The sequence below is a fragment of the Candidatus Magasanikbacteria bacterium RIFOXYB2_FULL_38_10 genome, from assembly GCA_001783145.1.
Lineage (GTDB): Bacteria > Patescibacteriota > Patescibacteriia > Magasanikbacterales > UBA10003 > GWC2-40-17.
Window position 1 is genome coordinate 172 of sequence record MFQT01000001.1, and the last position, 17,434, is coordinate 17,605.

The following is a 17,434-nucleotide window of genomic DNA, read 5'->3' on the forward strand; positions in this document are numbered from 1 at the left end:
CGGGCGCGTGCTTCAACACGCCGATCGAGTGCAAGGGCGAGGATAAGTGCCAGAATGTGGCCTGGACGCAGGAGGATGGGTGTGTCTACACCACCATCACCTGCGACGACGGCAACGCCTGCAGCACGGACCTCTGCAACAACGAGACTGGCGAGTGCGAGCACACCTTCAAGCAGTGCGACGACGGGTTGAACTACACCGATGACACCTGCGACCCGGCAACGGGCGGCTGTGTGTTCGTGGTGCCGAACAACGCCTGCCTGAAGGACAGCGACTGCGAGGACGGCAACCCCTGCACGAAGGACATCTGCAACAGCTTCACCAACCGGTGCAAGTTGGTGGAGGTGGTGTGCGAGGACAACGATCCGTGCACCACGCAGGGGTGCGTTCCGGCGTCGGTTGGCATGCTCGAGTACGTTTGCGAGACGGTCGAGTACAAGAACTGCGACGACAACGACAGCTGCACCTGGGACTGGTGCGATTCGGAAACGGCCGCCTGCCAGCACCAGATGATGCAGGGCTGTTGCAAGACCGACGACCAGTGCGACGGCGACCAGTGGTGCAACACAGAGTACAACGGCGGGCAGTGCTGGAACCTGTTCTGCCCGTCGGATGCCTGCGGCGGCTACTACTACGGCCTCCATCGGTGTGAGGAGTGGTCCGCAGATGAAGGTGTTGCCTGCGACGACGGCAACCCCGACACCCCTAAGACGGCGTGCAATGGGACGGGCGGCTGCGTTTTGGTGCCTCTGTGCACCACGGACGCGGACTGCGACGACGGGTTGAACTACACCGATGACACCTGCGACAAGAGTGAGAAGGCCTGGAAGTGCATCCACACGCCGGTGAGCTGCGATGATGGGGACAAGATGACGGAGGACTGGTTCGACCAGATCTCCGGCTCCTGCACCCACACCACCGCGGCCTTCGCCGTCTGGTGCACGATCCCGACCGAGTGGCAGGCCACCGGGCGCTACTGCGAGGTGTGGGTGTCGTTTGGCGGGGTCGGGCAGGACAACCTGCCCCAGGACATCGCCTGGTTCAAGGAGAACGGGGAGAAGATCCCCGCCGCGAACCTGTGCTACTCCTGGTGGTACCCCACGGCGGTGGAGCTAAATGTGCGGGTCTTCGGGACCGGCATCAACGACAGCACCGCGCCATGGGTGGGCGGATCCTACGCCCAGATGATCGACCCGAGCGGCGTGAACGTGCTGCTCGTGGAGACGAGCCACGGCTACCCGGACACGCCCAACTGGGGGACTCCCACGGACGGGATCCCTTGGTGCAAGTAGTGCCTTAACGGTACTAAGCCCTTGAGCGCGAGATAAACGCGCTAAGTGTTTCCTAAGACGAAACGCGGACCCGATGGAAATGCAAGCTTAACGGCAAGCATCTCCCTCGGGTCTTTTTTTATAATTTAAGCTTGACATTACTTTTAACTTATGGTAGAGTCTAAAGTCGCCTAAAAAGGGCGAAATTAAATTTGTTTGACAATCTTTTGAGCCTATTATCTAGGTTTCATTTTAAATGTATCAGGATACAAAATTGGGCTTAAAAGATTGGCAGGCAAGTGCTTGCCATGTGTACGGCTCCTGACCAAAGGCAGAGGTTTTTTCCCTAATCGCGCAAAGGAGGTTAAAGCGATTAGACTATAAAACAAATGCCGGCGGTAAGTGCCTTTGACAATTGACATTCAACCTTTTACAAGGAGGGAATCATGCATCAGGTGATGCGGATTCTCGGTGCCCTGGTGCTCAGTGCGTTCCTCATGGCCTGCAACGGCGACCGCGGCGAGACGACGGTAACCAAGGCGGACGACGGACGGCTGATGAAGCCGCTCAAGGACAGCCAGGGTAACCCCGTTCCGTGCCAGGATGACCTCGTGTGCGAGCCCCTGGTGTGGCGCGACGCTCGTTTCTACGGGGCGGTGTGCGAGAAGAATTACTGTCAGGGCCTGCTTTTTGAGAGCGCCTGCTACCTGGACGGAGAGCAGTATGTCTGCGATCTCCAGCCCTGCGGCAGCAACGACGAGTGCGAGGACAACAACGACTGTACCAAGGACATTTGCAATACGTACCTGTGGGGTGATGGATTCACGGGCACTTGTCAGCATCCCAACAACGACGAGATGGGGCAAAATACCTGCGGCACGGGCGTGTGCCTGCGCGGTGTGCCGGTATGCAAGGATGGCGAATTTAACAACGAAGACTGCGTGGAAGGCGTGCCGGCCAGTTCGGAGACCTGCAATGAGCTGGACGACGACTGCGACGGTGCGACCGACGAGGACTGGCAGTACAAGGGCACGGGCTGCGTGGTGATGACGGACACGGTTTGCCAAGCGTCTGGTATCATGGTCTGCAAGGCCGATGGTACGGATTTGGAGTGCAACGCAGTAGCGGGCCAGGCGACGGGCGACGATAACGACTGCAACGGTTTGGACAACAACTGCAACGGGCAGAAGGATGAAAACTACGCCCCGCAGGTTACCACCTGCGGCCAGGGCGTTTGCGCCGCCGAGGGGCTGACGTCCTGCGTGCCTGCTTCCTGCGTGCCCAACGAAGGCGGCGGCGGCTGTACCATCGTTCCGGCCCATGTGGCCGATTCCTGCGTGGACGGTGATCCTCTTTACGTGTTGGATAACACTTGCGACGGCGTGGATGACAACTGTAGCGGTTTGGCGGACGAGGACTACGTTTCTCTGCCCACCACCTGCGGTCAGGGCGTCTGCGCCAACACGGGCGTGACGTCCTGCGTGGGCGGCCACGTGTTGGATTCCTGTCAGCTGCTCGCTTCCACGGGCGACGACACCAACTGCAACGGCGAGGACGAGAACTGCGACGGCACTGCGGACGAAGGCTACCAGGCCCCGACCACTGCCTGCGGCACGGGAGTCTGCGCCTCCACGGGTTTGATGACCTGCGTGAACGGCGGTCTGGTGGACACCTGCCTGCCCGGTCCTGCGGGCGTGGAAGCCTGCAACGGCTTGGATGACAACTGCAACGACCTCATCGACGAGGAAGGGGCGCTGGGTTGTCAGACCTACTACGCCGATTGGGACCAGGACAGTTATGGCACGAGCGATTCAAGGTGCTGGTGCGCGCCAAGTTTCATCTACACGGCCGCGAACTCGCTCGATTGCAACGACATGAATGCGGCCATTCACCCCGGAGCCACGGAAGTGTGCAACGGCTTGGATGATGACTGCAACAACGAGGTGGACGAGGATGTCCTTTCCATCTTTTTTGAAGACTCGGATAGTGATACCTACGGCAACCGCTCCATGTGGCTGATGGCCTGTTCGGTGCCGCAGGGCTACGTCACGGATGACGCGGACTGCGACGACACGCGGAGCAATGTGCACCCTGGCGCTGCGGAAACGTGCGACGGGTTGGACAACGACTGTGACACCGAAACGGACGAGGGTGTGCAGTCGCTTTTTTACCGCGACGCGGACGGTGACAACTACGGTAACGTGAGTATCACCGCTTCTGCCTGCGCGACGCCGACGGGCTTCGTGAACAACAGCACGGACTGCAACGACGAGAGCGCGGCCATTCACCCCGGAGCCACGGAACTCTGCAATAGCCTGGACGACAACTGCAATGGGCAGACGGACGAGCTGTGGAGTGACGTGCTGGGACAAACGTGTTTGGAAGGCGTGGGTGAGTGCAAGCGCGAGGGCCAGTACGTCTGCAAGGCGGATGCTTCGAGTGCGCAGTGCAACGCGGTGGCCGGAATGGCCGGCGTGGAAGTCTGCGACAACGCGGACAACGACTGCGACGACACGATTGACGAGGGCTTGACGCAGGGCACGACCTGCGGCGTGGGTGCTTGCGCTGGGAACACCGGCATTGAGACCTGCTCGGCCGGAGCCTGGAGCAACAACACCTGTGATCCGCTCTTCCACGCCACGGACGAGACTTGCGACAACGCGGACAACGACTGCGACGGCGAGACGGACGAGGGCGATACCTGCAGTACCTGTAACATGCCCATCGGTACCGTGCACTGCGGAGAAGTAATGTCCGGTATCACGGATGGCGAGAACTGGCTCAACAACTACTCCTGCAAGCCGGGGTACCCGGAGACCGGTTCCGAAGGCGTCTTCGTCTTCAACCCCGGTACGAGCGTCAAGGTAACCTTCAAGCCCATCAACATCAATCCTTCCTCCACCAACCTGGACACCTTCATCCTGAAGGACCGGTGCGCGGCGGATTCCTGTGCCAGCATGGGCTACGCGTCTGCCACCGTCACCACGGTTCCGGTAAGCATCTACTACGCGGTCGTGGATGGTTACAACGGTGCCGCGGCCAGCTTTGACCTCCAGGTCAACTGCATGGAAGCGGACTGCACCAACCAGGTGGATGACGACGCCGACGGCAACATCGACTGCGCCGATTCGGACTGCGCCAGCGCGGTGAACTGCAAGGTACCGGAGGTCTGCACGGACGGCCTGGACAACGACGCCGACGGCAACATCGACTGCGCCGATTCGGACTGCCGTATGGCCACGAACTGCTTGCCTACCTGTGCGTCGGCAGGACAGATCAATTGTGGTCAGAGCGTCCAGGGCAATACGGCGACCAGCAATTCGCTCATGTCCGCGTATTCCTGCGCGGCCTTGGACGAGTCCGGCCCCGAGACGGTCTACAAGTTTATTGCTCCCTACACGGGCACGGCTTGGGTTTCCCTTTCCGGGCTCTCCAGCCAGCTGGATGTCTTTGTTCTCGCGGATGCCTGCAGGGCCAATGCCTGCACTTCCTGGGGGAACAACAGCGCCAGTTTCGCCATGATTGAAGGCGACACCTACTACGTCGTGGTGGATGGCTTTGCCGGCGCCTCGGGTGGCTTCACCCTGTCGGCGGTGTGCCAGTAACAATTAACCCCTTGATGCAGGGCAAGTAGCATCTAGCGGCAAACTTTAAGGAGTAAGTCGCGAGACCCAAGTGTTTAATGCTAACGCGTTATCACTTGGGTCTTTTTTTATTTTCTGATGGTACATAACTGATGGTACATAACTGATGGTACATACCTTGACAAAACCGCTTAAATGTGCTATAATAAACAGTTCTAGAATAGGTTAATTATGCCTATTTTAGCTCAAATACTTAGAAATTATGAAAATAGCCTTTATTGGACAAAAAGGAATCCCGGCCACTTTTGGTGGCGTGGAAAGACATGTGGAAGAATTAGCTACTCGTTTAGCTAAGGATGGTCATGATGTTAATGTTTATTGCCGCAAGTGGTACACCCAATCCCTAGCCCCTGATTACCAGGGCGTTAATTTGTTGTATACAAAAAGTGTTCAAACAAAAAATTTAGATGCCATTACCGGAACCTTTACGGCTACCCTAGATGCTTTGCCTCGCGGTTTTGATATTATTCATTATCATGGTGTTGGTCCGGCTTTGTTGTCTTTTATTCCCAGAATTTTTTCTCCTCAAACTAAAATTATTGTCACTTTCCATTGCCAGGACAGATTGCATGGCAAATGGGGTCTGTTGGCTCGTCTCATGCTTTCTTTGGGAGAACGCGCGGCTTGTTATTTTCCCCATCAAACCATTGTGGTCTCCCAAACTTTAAAAGATTATGTCAAAGCAAAATATAACTGCGAAGCGCAATATGTTCCTAATGGGGTTAATTTATCTCAAACAAATTCTCAATCAACTATTTTAAAAAGATTGGCTTTGCAAAAGAATCAATATATTTTGTCTGTGTCCCGTTTGATTTCTCATAAATCCATTCATCAATTAGTAGAGGCTTTTAAATTTTTAAAACAAGAAAATTCTCCGGAATTAACCAATGGTTTAAAATTGGTGATTGTGGGCGAGGGCGTGCATACGGACAAATATGTACAAACTTTAAAAGATTTAGCTGTTGGCAATTCTGATATTGTTTTTGCCGGTTGGCAGGGTGGCGCTGATTTAGCCTCTCTTTACGAAAATGCTAAATTATTTGTTCATCCTTCTGTTTCCGAAGGCTTGCCTTTGGTGGTTTTAGAAGCCATGAGTTATGGCTTGCCAGTGCTTGCTTCTGATATTTTAGAGCATCAGGAACTGATTAAAGATAAAAGATTTTTGTTTGAGGTGGGACAGGCTAAAGATTTGCAACGCGCCATTTTTTGGATTTTAAATAATTCTGATCTTGCTAAACAAATAGGGGAAGATAATAAAAAATTAGCAGTTAAAGAATATAACTGGGAAGGAATTGTTAAAAAAATTAAAGAAATTTATAAGGGTGCAGAGTTGGAGATTGTTTATACCCCCCAATTTACGGTTAAAAAGTTAGGCGTCAAGGCCTATTAAAAGATTATTTAAAAACGGCCCAGCTCACAATGGGTCGTTTTTAAAATGTCATTCTGAATTGCAGGCAAAGAATCTTATTTTAAAGCCGTAGTAAAAACACTGCTGGATAAAGAAATTATTTCCGCCATTCCATCGCCATCAATATCCGCGGTTGCCACTTTAATACCTGTTTTTACTTTAGATGAGGCGCCTAAAAAAGCACGAACTATTTGTTTGCCTTTTTCATTAAGGATTCTGATTTCCGGTTTGCCTGTTCCCGCTCCAACAATTATTTCATCTTTGCTATCGCCATTTATATCCCCGGCGGCTAAATTTACGCCGCCTTTAAATCCCGAGCCAAAGGCGTAAAAGGAAACGCCGATTTGCTTGCCTTCCAAAGAAAACACCTTTACTAATGAACGGTTTTTATTTTGGCCCGCAATTAATTCCAGCGTTCCGTCGCCGTTGACATCGCCTAAGGCTAAATTTACTCCGCCGTTATATCTGGGAAAGGCAAAAAAAGTTTTTTTAAGAACGCCGTTGATGTTGTAAATTTTTACTTCATTATTTTCTTTTTGTCTGGCTACAGCCAATAATTGCGCGCCAGGATTAAATGCTAAAGATAATTCGCCTTTTAAGGCTTTGCCAAAGGGATAAAATTCGCTAAGGTTTTCATCTTTAATTATTTTTATTTTATTTTTTTCCGTTCCTATGGCTAAATTTTCGTCAATAAAAATCTTTTCTCCTCCTCTAAAGCGATTGTCGTAGCTAAAGAAACCGTTGCGCAAACTTTGTCCGTTGGGGTTGTAGATTCTGATAAAAGCGCCATTGTTAAAAACCGCTCCGATGATTTTATCTACCGGCCGCAATAGCACCAAACCATCTTGAGACGGAATGGTGACGGAAGAAATAACTGTCCCATCGTTAATGTTGGTGTCCTGTGAGCCTTTTATTTTTTCAAATTCCGCGCCCAAATCCGTGGTTTCATTGGTATTCCCGGAGTTGACCAAAACCACTCCGTTTTTGTAATCCCGACGCCACAAACCTTTTAAGTTAAAATTATTGGTTTGGCCGGTTTTAACAAAGGTAGGCTGTCCGGTTGGTTCGCCCAATCTTACATCATATTCATCGTACCACCACGCCTGCCCATGATCCTGATCACCTAAATCAAAAGAATAATAACCATTGCCAAGCAAGGCAGAAGTAAGACCAAAGCGCATTTTTTGATAATCGTCTTGTCCGCCGTTGTTGGCGGTGTTGGCGTTAAATAAACTGTAAGACGGCGCTCTCGCGCGTGTCGGAAAGTCATTAAAATCCTGCATCATTTTAGTCCAGCCGCGGGCATAAGGAAAATTTTCAAACATCATGCCGTTGAGTGAGGTAAAAATATCTCCATCGTTGCCCATTAAAAAATATTTATTTTGAGTAAGGGAACGCAAGTTAGCAAACAAATTATTCAAGCCTTCTTGATAGGAAGATTCAATAGCCGAGCGGGATTCGGCTGTTCCGTCGCCGTTAATATCTAAATTAGCTCCCACTTTTTCCGTTAAAGAATTCCAGGTATTATCAAAAAAGATTCCATCCCACAGGCCACTGCTTAAAACTTTATCCGCTAAAAATTGCGCTAAAAAATCATCCCAATTTTGACCGTTCACTTTAGGGCATTCATCTGTGATGTTTAATAAATGAGTACCGGGCCACCAGGAAATTTGTCCGCCGCTGGCATTTTTAAGCCACCATTCATCTTTTAGACTTTCTTTGATTTGTGCTCTTAAGGGGGTGTAAGCGCGTAGAACCAAGGCATCATCGCGCAATTCTTGAGAAGTGATATAGGCCAGAATAATGATGTTGGGATTAAGAGAACGCATTTTTAGGATTTTATCCTTGTTTTTTATTTGGTGCTCCATGTCCAAAATTACCAAATCCCATTTGGCTAAGTCTTGAGCGGTAGCGTCCGAGAGATCCCAAGACAAAAAATAGTTGGCGCGTTTAGGAAAGGTAGTTTTTAATTCTCTGGCTGAATCAGTGGCAAAGGGCGTTAAAAGCGACACTGTTAGCAGTGCTACGGTTAAAAGCTTTAATTTTTTTAGGATTTTATTTGGCATTTTAATAATATTTTTTCATCTAACAATTCGGGAAAGAAAACCTTCGCACAGGGTGAGTGGGCAGGGTGTCCGCCGATAGGCGGACGAGCGAACCAGGGGTGAGAGTGCAAATTTCCCGCTGGGAAATTTGATAGCGTGTTTTCTGGCGAATTGTTAGATGAGAAAGATTACCCAATCTTTTTGCTAACCCTCTCATAAATCCCCATTATCTTTTGATAATAGATTTCCGGATCATTTTGTTTTTCCACTCTCTGCCTGGATGCTTTACCCATTTGTCTCAATTTATTTTCATCATCCCAAACACTTTTTATTTTATTTGCCAAATCTTCAGCGTCGCCCATTTTAAATAATAGCCCATCAACGCCATCTGTAATCATTTCCGGGATTCCTCCCACCTTTGAAGCAATAGTTATTTTTTCTCGCGCCGAAGCTTCTAGAAGAGAAATGGGATAATTCTCATACCAAATGGAGGGTAATACGTAAGCCCTGGCATTGTTTAATTCTCTTTGCCAGTCCTCACCCGATTTATAGCCCACAAGCTTAACGTTGTTTATTTGTTCCAAGGTTATTTTGTTAAATAGCTCATTGTGCAAGGGTCCTGTGCCCATAATGCGAATGGAAACTTCCGGTATAAGTTTAGCCGCTTCCAGCAAAATCAACAAGCCTTTTTCTTCTACCAAGCGCCCGGTGTATAAAAGATAATTGCCTAAAGGCGGCAAAATGGAAGCCACAGAAAGATTGATAAAGTTTGGTAAAATCACAATTTTATTTTCGTCCTGCCCAAATTCTACCATCTTATCTTTTAAAAATTGGCTGGGAGAGATAAATAAATCTATATTTTTTTCATAAATTTTAAGCCATTTGTGCAAGTACATTTCCAGGGTGGCGCCCAGAGAAGGCAAGGTTTCCCCAAAGATGCATTTGTGTTTTAGGCAATCATAATAGCGTCCGCCTTTAACGCCCTCGCAAATTTGTCCGCGGTCAAAAAGGCGATAATTAGGTGAAATTAATTTGTAATCATGTAAAGTCATCACTGTTGGTATGTGGTATTTTTTTAAAATTGGCAGGATAGAAGGGGAGAGGTGGTGATAAATATTGTGCAGATGCGCTACATCGGGTCTAAAATCTTTAAGCAACTCTGTTATTTTTTGAGAAGCATTTTTTGAATACAAAATATGTCCAAAAGTTTTTATTTTGTTCCAGACTCCTTTTTGTTCGTGCATTTCTACGTAAGGTATAAAATAGCGGTTAAAAGTTGTGGGTCTGTTTTTGGGGCTTTTCGTGCTGAAAAAACCCACTTCTTGCCCGTGAGATTCTAAAAGGTTAGCTAAATCTAAAAGATGCGTTTCCGCTCCGCCTCTACGATAAAGAAATTTATTTACTTGCAAGATTTTCATACAATTCTTCATATTTTTTAACTACCACCGCCACATCAAAATTATTTTTTACTTGCTGATAGGCGCGTTCGGCCAGTTGCCTGCCCAAGTAGGGGTTTTCCAGTATTTTTTGCAGAGCTTTAGTCAGAACTTCGGGATTTTTAGGCTCTACTAACAGGCCGCTTTCTTCATCTTTAAGAATGTCTAAGATGCCATCAATTTTAGAGGCCACGATGGGTAATTTAGCCACCGCCGCCTCTAGAACGGCAATGCCCAACCCTTCAAAAATAGAGGAAAAAGCAAACAAATCAGCTTGAGCTAATAATTCCGGTACATCATGCCGCGTACCTAAAAATTTCACCTGTTTTTCAATGCCTAAATTTTGCGCTTGCGTTTGCAGTTCTTTTTTTAATGGCCCATTGCCAACCAGCCATAGTTCACATTCATTTTTTTGTGGCAAAGCGGCAAAAGCTTGCAAAAGATATTTCTGTCCTTTTTGAATTACCAAGCGTCCGGTATTGATGATAATTTTTTTATTTATTGCTTTGGGCGTCGTTGAAATCATTCTTTTTTCCAGAGCGGCAATATCCACATCATTAGGAATAATTACAATTTTATCCGCCGCCAGCTTGTATTTTTTAATAGCATAATTTTTAACCGCTGTGGAAATAGCCACTACTTTATCGGTTAACCTGTAAGTTAACATTTTTAAAAATTCTCGCAATAGACTTTGATCAACATTAACATTTTGTTCCGTGGTAATAATTAAAGGAACTTGCGCTAGAAAAGCGGCTAAACGGCCCCAAAGATCAGCGGCAAAAAGTTGGGTGTGGACAATGTCGGGCTTAATTTTTTTCATCAATTTGTACAATTGCCAAAATTGCACAATGCCGCCCAAATAGCGCAGGCGCCTACGTCCGTATATGTATAAAGGCAGGTTAAGCTGTAAAAATTGTTCTTCTAAAGCCCCGCCACCAATAACCGTAGCAAGATAGGGCTCAAATTTGCCCTTGTCAAGATATTTTAAAAGATCAAGCAAAAATTTTTCCGCTCCGCCCACTTCTAAAGCATTAGCTACAAATAAGATTTTTATTTTTTGAGATTTCATATAATTTCCGGCGGATAGATTTTTTTAACGGCCAGTCCTAACCCGGCAATCAGCCAAAGATGCTGATTATAATAAGAGGTATTGAAAATTTGAAAAACTAGACAGCCTAAAAAGGAAATTAAAATCAGTTTTTTCAAATCTTGTTGAGATTCATCCGAGTATTTGGCACTGGTATATAAGGAAGAGGCTATCCAGATGGCAAAGATTAAAAAAGATATTAATCCCAACAGTCCCTCTTCGGCTAAAAGTTTTTGTATCAGTCCGTGTGAATCCAAGGGATCGCCGTATTCCACGGCAAAAAGGCGTGTATCGGCAATTAAGGTGGTAAAAGTGCCCACACCATTGCCAATTAAAGGATGTTTTTTAAAATAAGTCAGGGCTATCTCCGTCATATCCAGACGGGTGGCATTGGAAGATTGAACAGTATAGCTAAAAGAAAAAAAGGCCAAGTAAACAAGCAAGGGGGAAAATAAAAGAAGGACTTTTCCCAAGGTTTTTAAAAGAGATGCGGGCAGAGATGCTGGCGCGGTGAAAGATTTTTCCAGTCCTGAATTTTTTTTAAAGCTTTTAAAAATTAAGTAAGCCAAAAACTGAAATAAAAGAGAGAGCCAGGCGGCGCGGGAAAAAGTTAACAGGGCGGTAATGACAATAAAAACAAAAAGTAAGAAAAAAAATTTTTCCGCTCGGCGTGCCCTGTGGCGATTTTCTTTAAGAATATTTTTTTCTTCCGGCGTTTTTTTATCTAGGTTTTGTTGTTGGCCTTTTTTTTGCCAATCAATAAAAAAGTAAAAAACCAGCGGTACAACCATCACTAATACTTCGGCCAAAATATTATGGTTATAGGTTAAAGGGACAAAGCCCTTAAAACCAACAGGGATTAATCTTTGTCCAAAATCAAAACCATTTTTTAGAAAAACAGAAAACCAGCCCAATAAAGCGGAAATTATGCCGGCGGCCAAAGTTATTTCCAAACAGAGTTGTAGAATTTTTTTGGAAGAAATGACAGCGTAAGGCAAGACAATCCACATTAAATAAAAAAAGGCGATTGGCCGCAGAAGATATTTAAAAGACGCGGCTAGTTGACTGCTCTCCACATTAAATAAAGAAAAAATACCAATGACTAAAAAGGGGATAAAATATTCAAAGCCGGTTTCTTTAAAAATCATCAACCAATAAATTTTTTTTTCGGATAAAGCCAGACGATTGGGAACCTTGGCTAAAGATTTCAGAATGACAGATGTTAAAAGAATCAGCGCCAAAATATCAGACAGGGGGGCTTGCACGCCGGAAAGAAGAGGAAGATTTCTAGCCCAAGTGTAAAGGCTAAAATCAATTGTCAAACCCAAAAAAGGAGCGGTAAAAATGACCAGATATAATCCCAGAAAGGGGAAGCGCCAAAAGTAGGCCAGTATTCCTGCAACAATTAAAATAAAAATGATTGTTTCCATATCTTTGGTTGGAGTCTTGGTTTACTCCCGCACTTGTCCTTTACCTTTGGCGTAAGAATCGGTTGTTAAGGAGGTGGTAAGGGGAGAGGCGCCGGTTTCCAGATATTCATTAGTATAAATATCTGTACCACTTAAATAAATTTGATCTAACAATTTTGGCGTTAAACCCAAATCAGTAATAGAGGGGGTGATTGATAATTCAAAGCCGGCGCCGACGCAAGGGCAAGTGTCGCCGCCGGTGGCTTCTACCAAATCATTTTTCCAACTAATTGTGCGAGTGATAGGATCAAATTTTATGGGTTCTCCTTCGGTGACAATGGTTTTGCCTGTCCAAGAAACTCCCGGGGCCAAGGTTGCCCTTAGTTGAACACCTTTTACAGAATTAGGGGAGGTCGTGACAAATAAATTAATCCAATATTTGGTTGTTTGGCCAACGCGTGGAGGCAAAGGCCCACGACCTAATTGGTCTCCTTCTTCGGTAAAGTAGCGGCTTTCCGCGTGCAATTTTAAAAAGGTGGAAATTTTAAATTGTTGAGCTTCGGCAAAAGAACGGTAAAGAATAGTTGGCTCGTCGACAAAATACCAATCGGCCGAGGGACGCAAAATTAAAGAAAAATTGGGAGTTAATTCTTCGCCCGGTTTTAAATCTTTAGCCAGAGTAAAAGTCAATTTTGTCTCTCCTTGCTCTTGGGGTTTTAAAGAGATTTTTGGGGAAAAAACAGTAGTCACCTGCTTAGAGGTTAGGATGGGAGGTAAAGTGAGCGTAAAAACCAAATCTTTAATTTCTTTGTTTGTTTTATTTTGGTAAGGCAAGGTTAAAGAAATGGTTTCGCCCGGTTTAAAAAAGGTTTTTTTATCATCAATTTTAAATTGCAGACTAAGCCCATTATCTGCCGCCGGTACGTTTTGCAATAAAGTTTTTTGCAAGTTTTGCTGATTGTTAAATTCTAAAAAGCTTTGCAAGGTTAATTTTTCCCAGCCATTTTGAGAAGCAGTTAAACTATTAAGGTAGGCGGTAATTTTAATTTGTTCGTTTTTACCGGCCGGAATGTTTTGCAGGACCCAGCGCCCTTGTGACAAATCTTTGGTACCGGAGAGAATGGTTAAGTCTTTGGGAAAGTCGGGAATAATTACAGCCTTGGACAGCATGTCGCCGGAATTGTTTTGGTAATTTATATCAATATTAAAAGCGCGTCCAACAATTATTTTTTCCGGCAAAGTCCAATTAACTTCTAAAGATGTTTTGGTTAAAGGTATGTCTAAGGTGGTAAGTTGTTCCACTTTTTTATTTTGTGCTGTGATAAATGACCCGCGGATTAAAATTTTTTCCGTTTCATTAAGAGCTCCCCAGGCCTGGCCTTTAAAAATAATTTCTTGCGTTGCCGATTTAGCCAATGACCCCAGTTTAAGGGAAGCGCTGGGCAGATCAAAGTTAGTCGGGTATTCTTTGATGAAAATATTTTTGGGAATTTGAAAAGATAAAACAATATCAGAAAGATTATCAGTGGTATTGTTGATAACAGAAATTTTAAAATCACGATTCGCTCCCACAGTGGCGGTTGAATCGGTTAAAGAAATATTTAAATAACTTTTGGCAGGCGGAGCAAAGAATAAAAAAAAGACGGTTGCGGCTAAACCTAAGGCTCCGATTACCAAGGCCAAATCCAAAGCAAAGATTTTTTTAGCGTGCTTGTAGCGGCTGTGATATTTTTTGTGATAATGACGATGTAAGGGTTTAGCCAAGGCTTTAAAAGGTGCTGTCGTAATGTTGAGTGTGCCAATAAAAAAATTGGGACGATTTTTGTTATCACCTAAAACAGGTAAAATATTTTGAGCAATTTCTTCAGCCTTGGCTAAGTTAGTTGTCTCTATTACTTTTCCCACAAGTGGTTTTTCTTGAGGATTTTTTTGAGAAGACATATAAAAAAGAAATGTTATTTTTCCCACCTTTATCTTATCAAAAAAAGCACAAACCGGCAACTGATTAGGCGCCGGTTTGCTTGGTATTTTTTTCTTGATTTTGTAAGCCGTCCAGAGACTCTTGTTTGGGTTGTTTTTTTTCTTCCTCTTTTTTATTTTCTTTATTTTTTTTCTCTCCTTTCTCTTCGGTGTTTTTAATTAATTTGGGGTTAGGGGAGTACAGGGGGTTTTTAATTTTCCACTTATCCACAAATTGGCCAATGCCTTTTTGCTCTAACTTGTTTTTGACTGTAGTTTTTTTCTGGGACCATTTTAAGAGGCTTTCAAAATTCAACTGGTATCTGCCCCTGACTACCGCGTAATTAATTTCCTGATCTTTAATAGCTCTTCTAATGGTCTGTGAATTAATTCCAAAAATTCTAGCTGCTTCGGAAATGGATAGTCTGATTACTTCATTCATATTTCTGCTATTGAAAGGTTTAGTTTTAAGTGTTTTTTTGCTTCTTGGTTAGACTGGTTTAATATCCTGAATTTGGTCTGTTTGTATAGATTAGTGTATACAAACAGCATATCACAGGGGTTAAAAAATGTCAAGAGCCTGGGTGGAGAAAGGGGTTTAAAAATTAAGCTTAATTTTTTTTCTGCAGGTTTGTCTAAAGTCCAAAAAAACCTCTGTTTGTATAGACTAGTGTATACAAACAGAGTGGTTTAGACAAGGTTTGAAACTTTTGAAATTTTAATCATTCTTTCAATGTATTAAAAAAGGCTAGGATTAACAGTCTAAAAAGGCTCCTTTCTATTAAGTTGAACGTAAGCTTAATTGAGGCATTGTTTTTTATTTGCTATTCTGCTATACTTTCTTTTAAGTGTAATAAGTATTATAGGAAAATGATGTGGGGTCTATTGTAAGTAATCTAAACAAAATTAGCTTCTGCAATAGGCACTGTAACATTTTCTTTTTAATTTCGTCTTATTAAATGTCAGTCAAAACACAGCTACAAGAAAAGTGGTTGCTTTACGAGGTCAAGGTAAAACGAAACCCAGATGCGTTTGGAAAGCTTTATGATTTGTATGCCCCCAAGATTTATCGTTTTATCTATTTTAAAGTTTCTTCGGTAGCCGATGCGGAAGATTTGACTGCCGAAGTTTTTTTAAAAACTTGGGAGCACATCAACAGTGGAAAAGAAGTTAAGAAATTTGCCGGTCTCTTGTATCGCGTGGCGCGCAATAAAGTAATAGATTTTTATCGTCATCGCGCCGTGGCCGGAGAAACACCAATTGATGATTTGCTTTTGAAAAAACTTTCCGATGAGGGAACGGCTGTAAAAAAAATGGAAACGCAAAATGAAATGGAAGAATTGATTAAGAGTTTAAGAGTTTTAAAAGATGAATATCGTGAAGCTTTGACATTGCGTTTTATTGATGAATTATCAGTGGGAGAAATTGCGGAAATTTTAAACAAGTCACAAGTTGGCGCTCGCGTGCTTTTGCATCGCGCGCTCAAGACGTTAAAAAAAGTGATGGAGGATAAAGAATCCAAGTAATGAAACGATTCCAATCTCAATCAAAATTAAAATGTCCGAAATAAAAAATAAAATTCAATCTCTTAAAAGTTTGCGCGCCAGCGTGTCGCCGAATCCCGAGTGGTTAAAATCCAATCGGGAAATTTTGGTTATGCAAATTTCCAATACCTTGGAAGCCAAGAAGGCGGCTACTTGGTGGAGAATGGACAGTGTTTGGAATTTTTTAAAAATTTTCTTGCCAAGCAGAATGGTGGGTTATGTGGTGCGTCCGGTAATGGCGGTAATGGCTATCTTTGGTTTAATTTTTGGCGGTTGGACAACCACTGTCAGCGCTTCCTATAACAGCTTGCCCGGTGATGTACTGTATTCTGTTAAGTTGGCTACGGAAAGCATGCAGACATCCTTGGCCTCTAAACCAGAAGAAATTAAATTGCGTATGGAATTTGCCGGCCGCCGCGCTGAGGAAGTTAAGAAAATTGTTAAGAGTGATGTTTCTAAAATTAAAAAAGAACAAAAAGTGGAAGAGGCCGTTAAGCATTTAAAAAATGATTTGGAAGTGGTGAGAGTTAATTTAGATACTATTAAAAATGATCCGGTAACAGTGGGTTCTTCTCAGGTGGTGGTAGATGTGGCCAAAGTGGTTGATCAAAAATCAACAGAAATTCAAAAGAGTTTGGAACAAACCAATACCGATGCCGCTATTGCCGCCAAAGACGCGCCGGTTGTGGCTGTCGTGGTGCCGGTTTTAAATAATAATAATGTAGTGTTAGTGGCAGATCAGGTAAAACAAGCCGCGGCTGTGGCTCAAGAAACAGGTGTTAAAGCTATAGAAGTAATTGTGGAAAAACATCAGGCAGACAATTCCACTGTTTCTAAAGAAGAAGTTAAAAGCATTGTTGATAACAAATTGGATGCTATTGCGCAAAAAGTGACGCAAATTGAACAGCAGGTAAATACTTTTGTGACTACCTCTACTCCTAAAACAGAGAATGTTGTTTTAAAAGCGGCTCAAGAAAAATTAGTTGAACCGGTAAAACAAACTACCGAAGCGGCCAAAACCACTTTAACAGAGGCTAAAGATGAGTTGGCTAAAGATAATTTAGACGCGGCGGTAGATAAATTAAAACAGAGTTCTGTATTGAGCCAAGTGGCAGAAGTAAAAGTAGATGCCACTAAGATTTTAGCCGTACCTGTGGAGCAGGTAGTGGCTTCCAGCACAGTGCCCGCCGTTCCCAGTGTGCCTGGTGTTGTCACCAGCACCGGCGTTATTGCGCCGACTGCAGAAATTAAAACAACCATTAAATAAATAGTAAGGCCAGAGAGCTGTGGAGCTTGAAAGCTTTACAGCTCTAAGGCTTTAGCCCGCAAAGTAAGTTGGGGTAAGTTTTAGAAAGCGTTTCAAAACGCTTGAATCCCTTTATTTAAAAGCTTTGTTCATGGGACTCAATTAGAGCAATGTTCAAAGGGCAGACAACCAAAGGTTGACCTAGCCGAAAGGCGAGGGGTATCTGCTTAAATTAAAAATTTGTGTGTCTAAATCCGCCAGCTGGCGGACATGACCGCAAGAAAGAATTAAATTCATTTATGACCGATGTATTAAAAATGGGTAAGAAAGTTCTTACCATCGGCGTAGTTGCCACCACAATTTTGTGGTCAGTGGGCGTGGCCGC

13 protein-coding genes and 2 pseudogenes (2 of these 15 running past the window's edge) are annotated in these 17,434 nt (G+C 44.7%); 6 read left to right on the forward strand and 9 right to left on the reverse strand.

Annotated features, from left to right (window positions below):
- A pseudogene (locus A2294_03275) lies at positions 1–839 on the reverse strand (hypothetical protein) (it extends 171 nt beyond the left edge of the window).
- A gap of 30 nt (positions 840–869) precedes the next feature.
- On the opposite strand from A2294_03275, the gene A2294_03280 reads away from it, so the two are divergent.
- Positions 870–1,292: a hypothetical protein gene (locus A2294_03280; GenBank protein OGH86193.1), complete on the forward strand. Its 423-nt coding sequence runs from the start codon at positions 870–872 to the stop codon at positions 1,290–1,292.
- A 215-nt stretch (positions 1,293–1,507) separates the two neighbouring features.
- Here A2294_03280 and A2294_03285 read toward each other — a convergent pair whose 3' ends face one another.
- Together A2294_03285 and A2294_03290 are read right to left on the reverse strand one after the other, a co-directional pair.
- The gene (locus A2294_03285) at positions 1,508–1,693 is read right to left on the reverse strand and encodes a hypothetical protein (protein OGH86194.1); all 186 of its coding nucleotides are present in this window, start codon (positions 1,691–1,693) and stop codon (positions 1,508–1,510) included.
- A complete protein-coding gene (locus tag A2294_03290) occupies positions 1,694–2,113 on the reverse strand; it encodes a hypothetical protein (protein ID OGH86195.1) in 420 nt (139 codons plus the stop codon).
- 15 nt (positions 2,114–2,128) lie between these two features.
- On the opposite strand from A2294_03290, the gene A2294_03295 reads away from it, so the two are divergent.
- Together A2294_03295 and A2294_03300 are read left to right on the forward strand one after the other, a co-directional pair.
- Complete coding sequence (locus A2294_03295; GenBank protein ID OGH86196.1) at positions 2,129–4,876, forward strand: hypothetical protein; 2,748 nt, start codon at positions 2,129–2,131, stop codon at positions 4,874–4,876.
- A gap of 241 nt (positions 4,877–5,117) precedes the next feature.
- Positions 5,118–6,305: a hypothetical protein gene (locus A2294_03300; protein OGH86197.1), complete on the forward strand. Its 1,188-nt coding sequence runs from the start codon at positions 5,118–5,120 to the stop codon at positions 6,303–6,305.
- Positions 6,306–6,379: 74 nt separating this feature from the next.
- Here A2294_03300 and A2294_03305 read toward each other — a convergent pair whose 3' ends face one another.
- The 6 genes from A2294_03305 to A2294_03330 all read right to left on the reverse strand — a co-directional run bounded on the left by A2294_03305 (position 6,380) and on the right by A2294_03330 (position 14,701).
- Entirely contained in the window at positions 6,380–8,389 is a 2,010-nt protein-coding gene (locus A2294_03305; GenBank protein ID OGH86198.1) for a hypothetical protein, read from the reverse strand.
- Positions 8,390–8,556: 167 nt separating this feature from the next.
- Positions 8,557–9,786 carry a hypothetical protein gene (locus A2294_03310; protein ID OGH86199.1) on the reverse strand — a complete coding sequence of 410 codons (1,230 nt, stop codon included), beginning with the start codon at positions 9,784–9,786 and terminating at the stop codon, positions 8,557–8,559.
- Positions 9,764–10,873, reverse strand: coding sequence for a hypothetical protein (locus tag A2294_03315; GenBank protein OGH86200.1), 1,110 nt, complete (start codon positions 10,871–10,873; stop codon positions 9,764–9,766). The genes A2294_03310 and A2294_03315 overlap by 23 nt, the downstream gene beginning before the upstream one ends.
- A complete protein-coding gene (locus A2294_03320) occupies positions 10,870–12,321 on the reverse strand; it encodes a hypothetical protein (GenBank protein ID OGH86201.1) in 1,452 nt (483 codons plus the stop codon). Before A2294_03320 ends, A2294_03315 begins: the two co-directional genes overlap by 4 nt.
- Positions 12,322–12,342: 21 nt before the next feature.
- The gene (locus A2294_03325) at positions 12,343–14,301 is read right to left on the reverse strand and encodes a hypothetical protein (protein ID OGH86202.1); all 1,959 of its coding nucleotides are present in this window, start codon (positions 14,299–14,301) and stop codon (positions 12,343–12,345) included.
- 4 nt (positions 14,302–14,305) lie between these two features.
- Positions 14,306–14,701 (reverse strand): hypothetical protein, encoded by a 396-nt coding sequence (locus A2294_03330; protein OGH86203.1) that lies wholly within the window; start codon positions 14,699–14,701, stop codon positions 14,306–14,308.
- 517 nt (positions 14,702–15,218) lie between these two features.
- Between A2294_03330 and A2294_03335 the strand changes: the two genes are divergently transcribed.
- The 3 genes and pseudogenes from A2294_03335 to A2294_03345 all read left to right on the forward strand — a co-directional run.
- Entirely contained in the window at positions 15,219–15,785 is a 567-nt protein-coding gene (locus tag A2294_03335) for a hypothetical protein (protein ID OGH86204.1), read from the forward strand.
- Between the two features lie 31 nt (positions 15,786–15,816).
- Complete coding sequence (locus A2294_03340) at positions 15,817–17,070, forward strand: hypothetical protein (protein OGH86205.1); 1,254 nt, start codon at positions 15,817–15,819, stop codon at positions 17,068–17,070.
- A gap of 278 nt (positions 17,071–17,348) precedes the next feature.
- A pseudogene (locus A2294_03345) lies at positions 17,349–17,434 on the forward strand (hypothetical protein); it runs 3,907 nt beyond the window's last position.

Coding starts and splice junctions, on each gene's coding strand:
- A2294_03280 (OGH86193.1), top strand. CDS start 870: ATGACGGAGGACTGGTTCGACCAGATCTCCGGCTCCTGCACCCACACC.
- A2294_03285 (OGH86194.1), bottom strand. CDS start 1,693: ATGTCAATTGTCAAAGGCACTTACCGCCGGCATTTGTTTTATAGTCTA.
- A2294_03290 (OGH86195.1), bottom strand. CDS start 2,113: ATGCTGACAAGTGCCCGTGAATCCATCACCCCACAGGTACGTATTGCA.
- A2294_03295 (OGH86196.1), top strand. CDS start 2,129: ATGGGGCAAAATACCTGCGGCACGGGCGTGTGCCTGCGCGGTGTGCCG.
- A2294_03300 (OGH86197.1), top strand. CDS start 5,118: ATGAAAATAGCCTTTATTGGACAAAAAGGAATCCCGGCCACTTTTGGT.
- A2294_03305 (OGH86198.1), bottom strand. CDS start 8,389: ATGCCAAATAAAATCCTAAAAAAATTAAAGCTTTTAACCGTAGCACTG.
- A2294_03310 (OGH86199.1), bottom strand. CDS start 9,786: ATGAAAATCTTGCAAGTAAATAAATTTCTTTATCGTAGAGGCGGAGCG.
- A2294_03315 (OGH86200.1), bottom strand. CDS start 10,873: ATGAAATCTCAAAAAATAAAAATCTTATTTGTAGCTAATGCTTTAGAA.
- A2294_03320 (OGH86201.1), bottom strand. CDS start 12,321: ATGGAAACAATCATTTTTATTTTAATTGTTGCAGGAATACTGGCCTAC.
- A2294_03330 (OGH86203.1), bottom strand. CDS start 14,701: ATGAATGAAGTAATCAGACTATCCATTTCCGAAGCAGCTAGAATTTTT.
- A2294_03335 (OGH86204.1), top strand. CDS start 15,219: ATGTCAGTCAAAACACAGCTACAAGAAAAGTGGTTGCTTTACGAGGTC.
- A2294_03340 (OGH86205.1), top strand. CDS start 15,817: ATGTCCGAAATAAAAAATAAAATTCAATCTCTTAAAAGTTTGCGCGCC.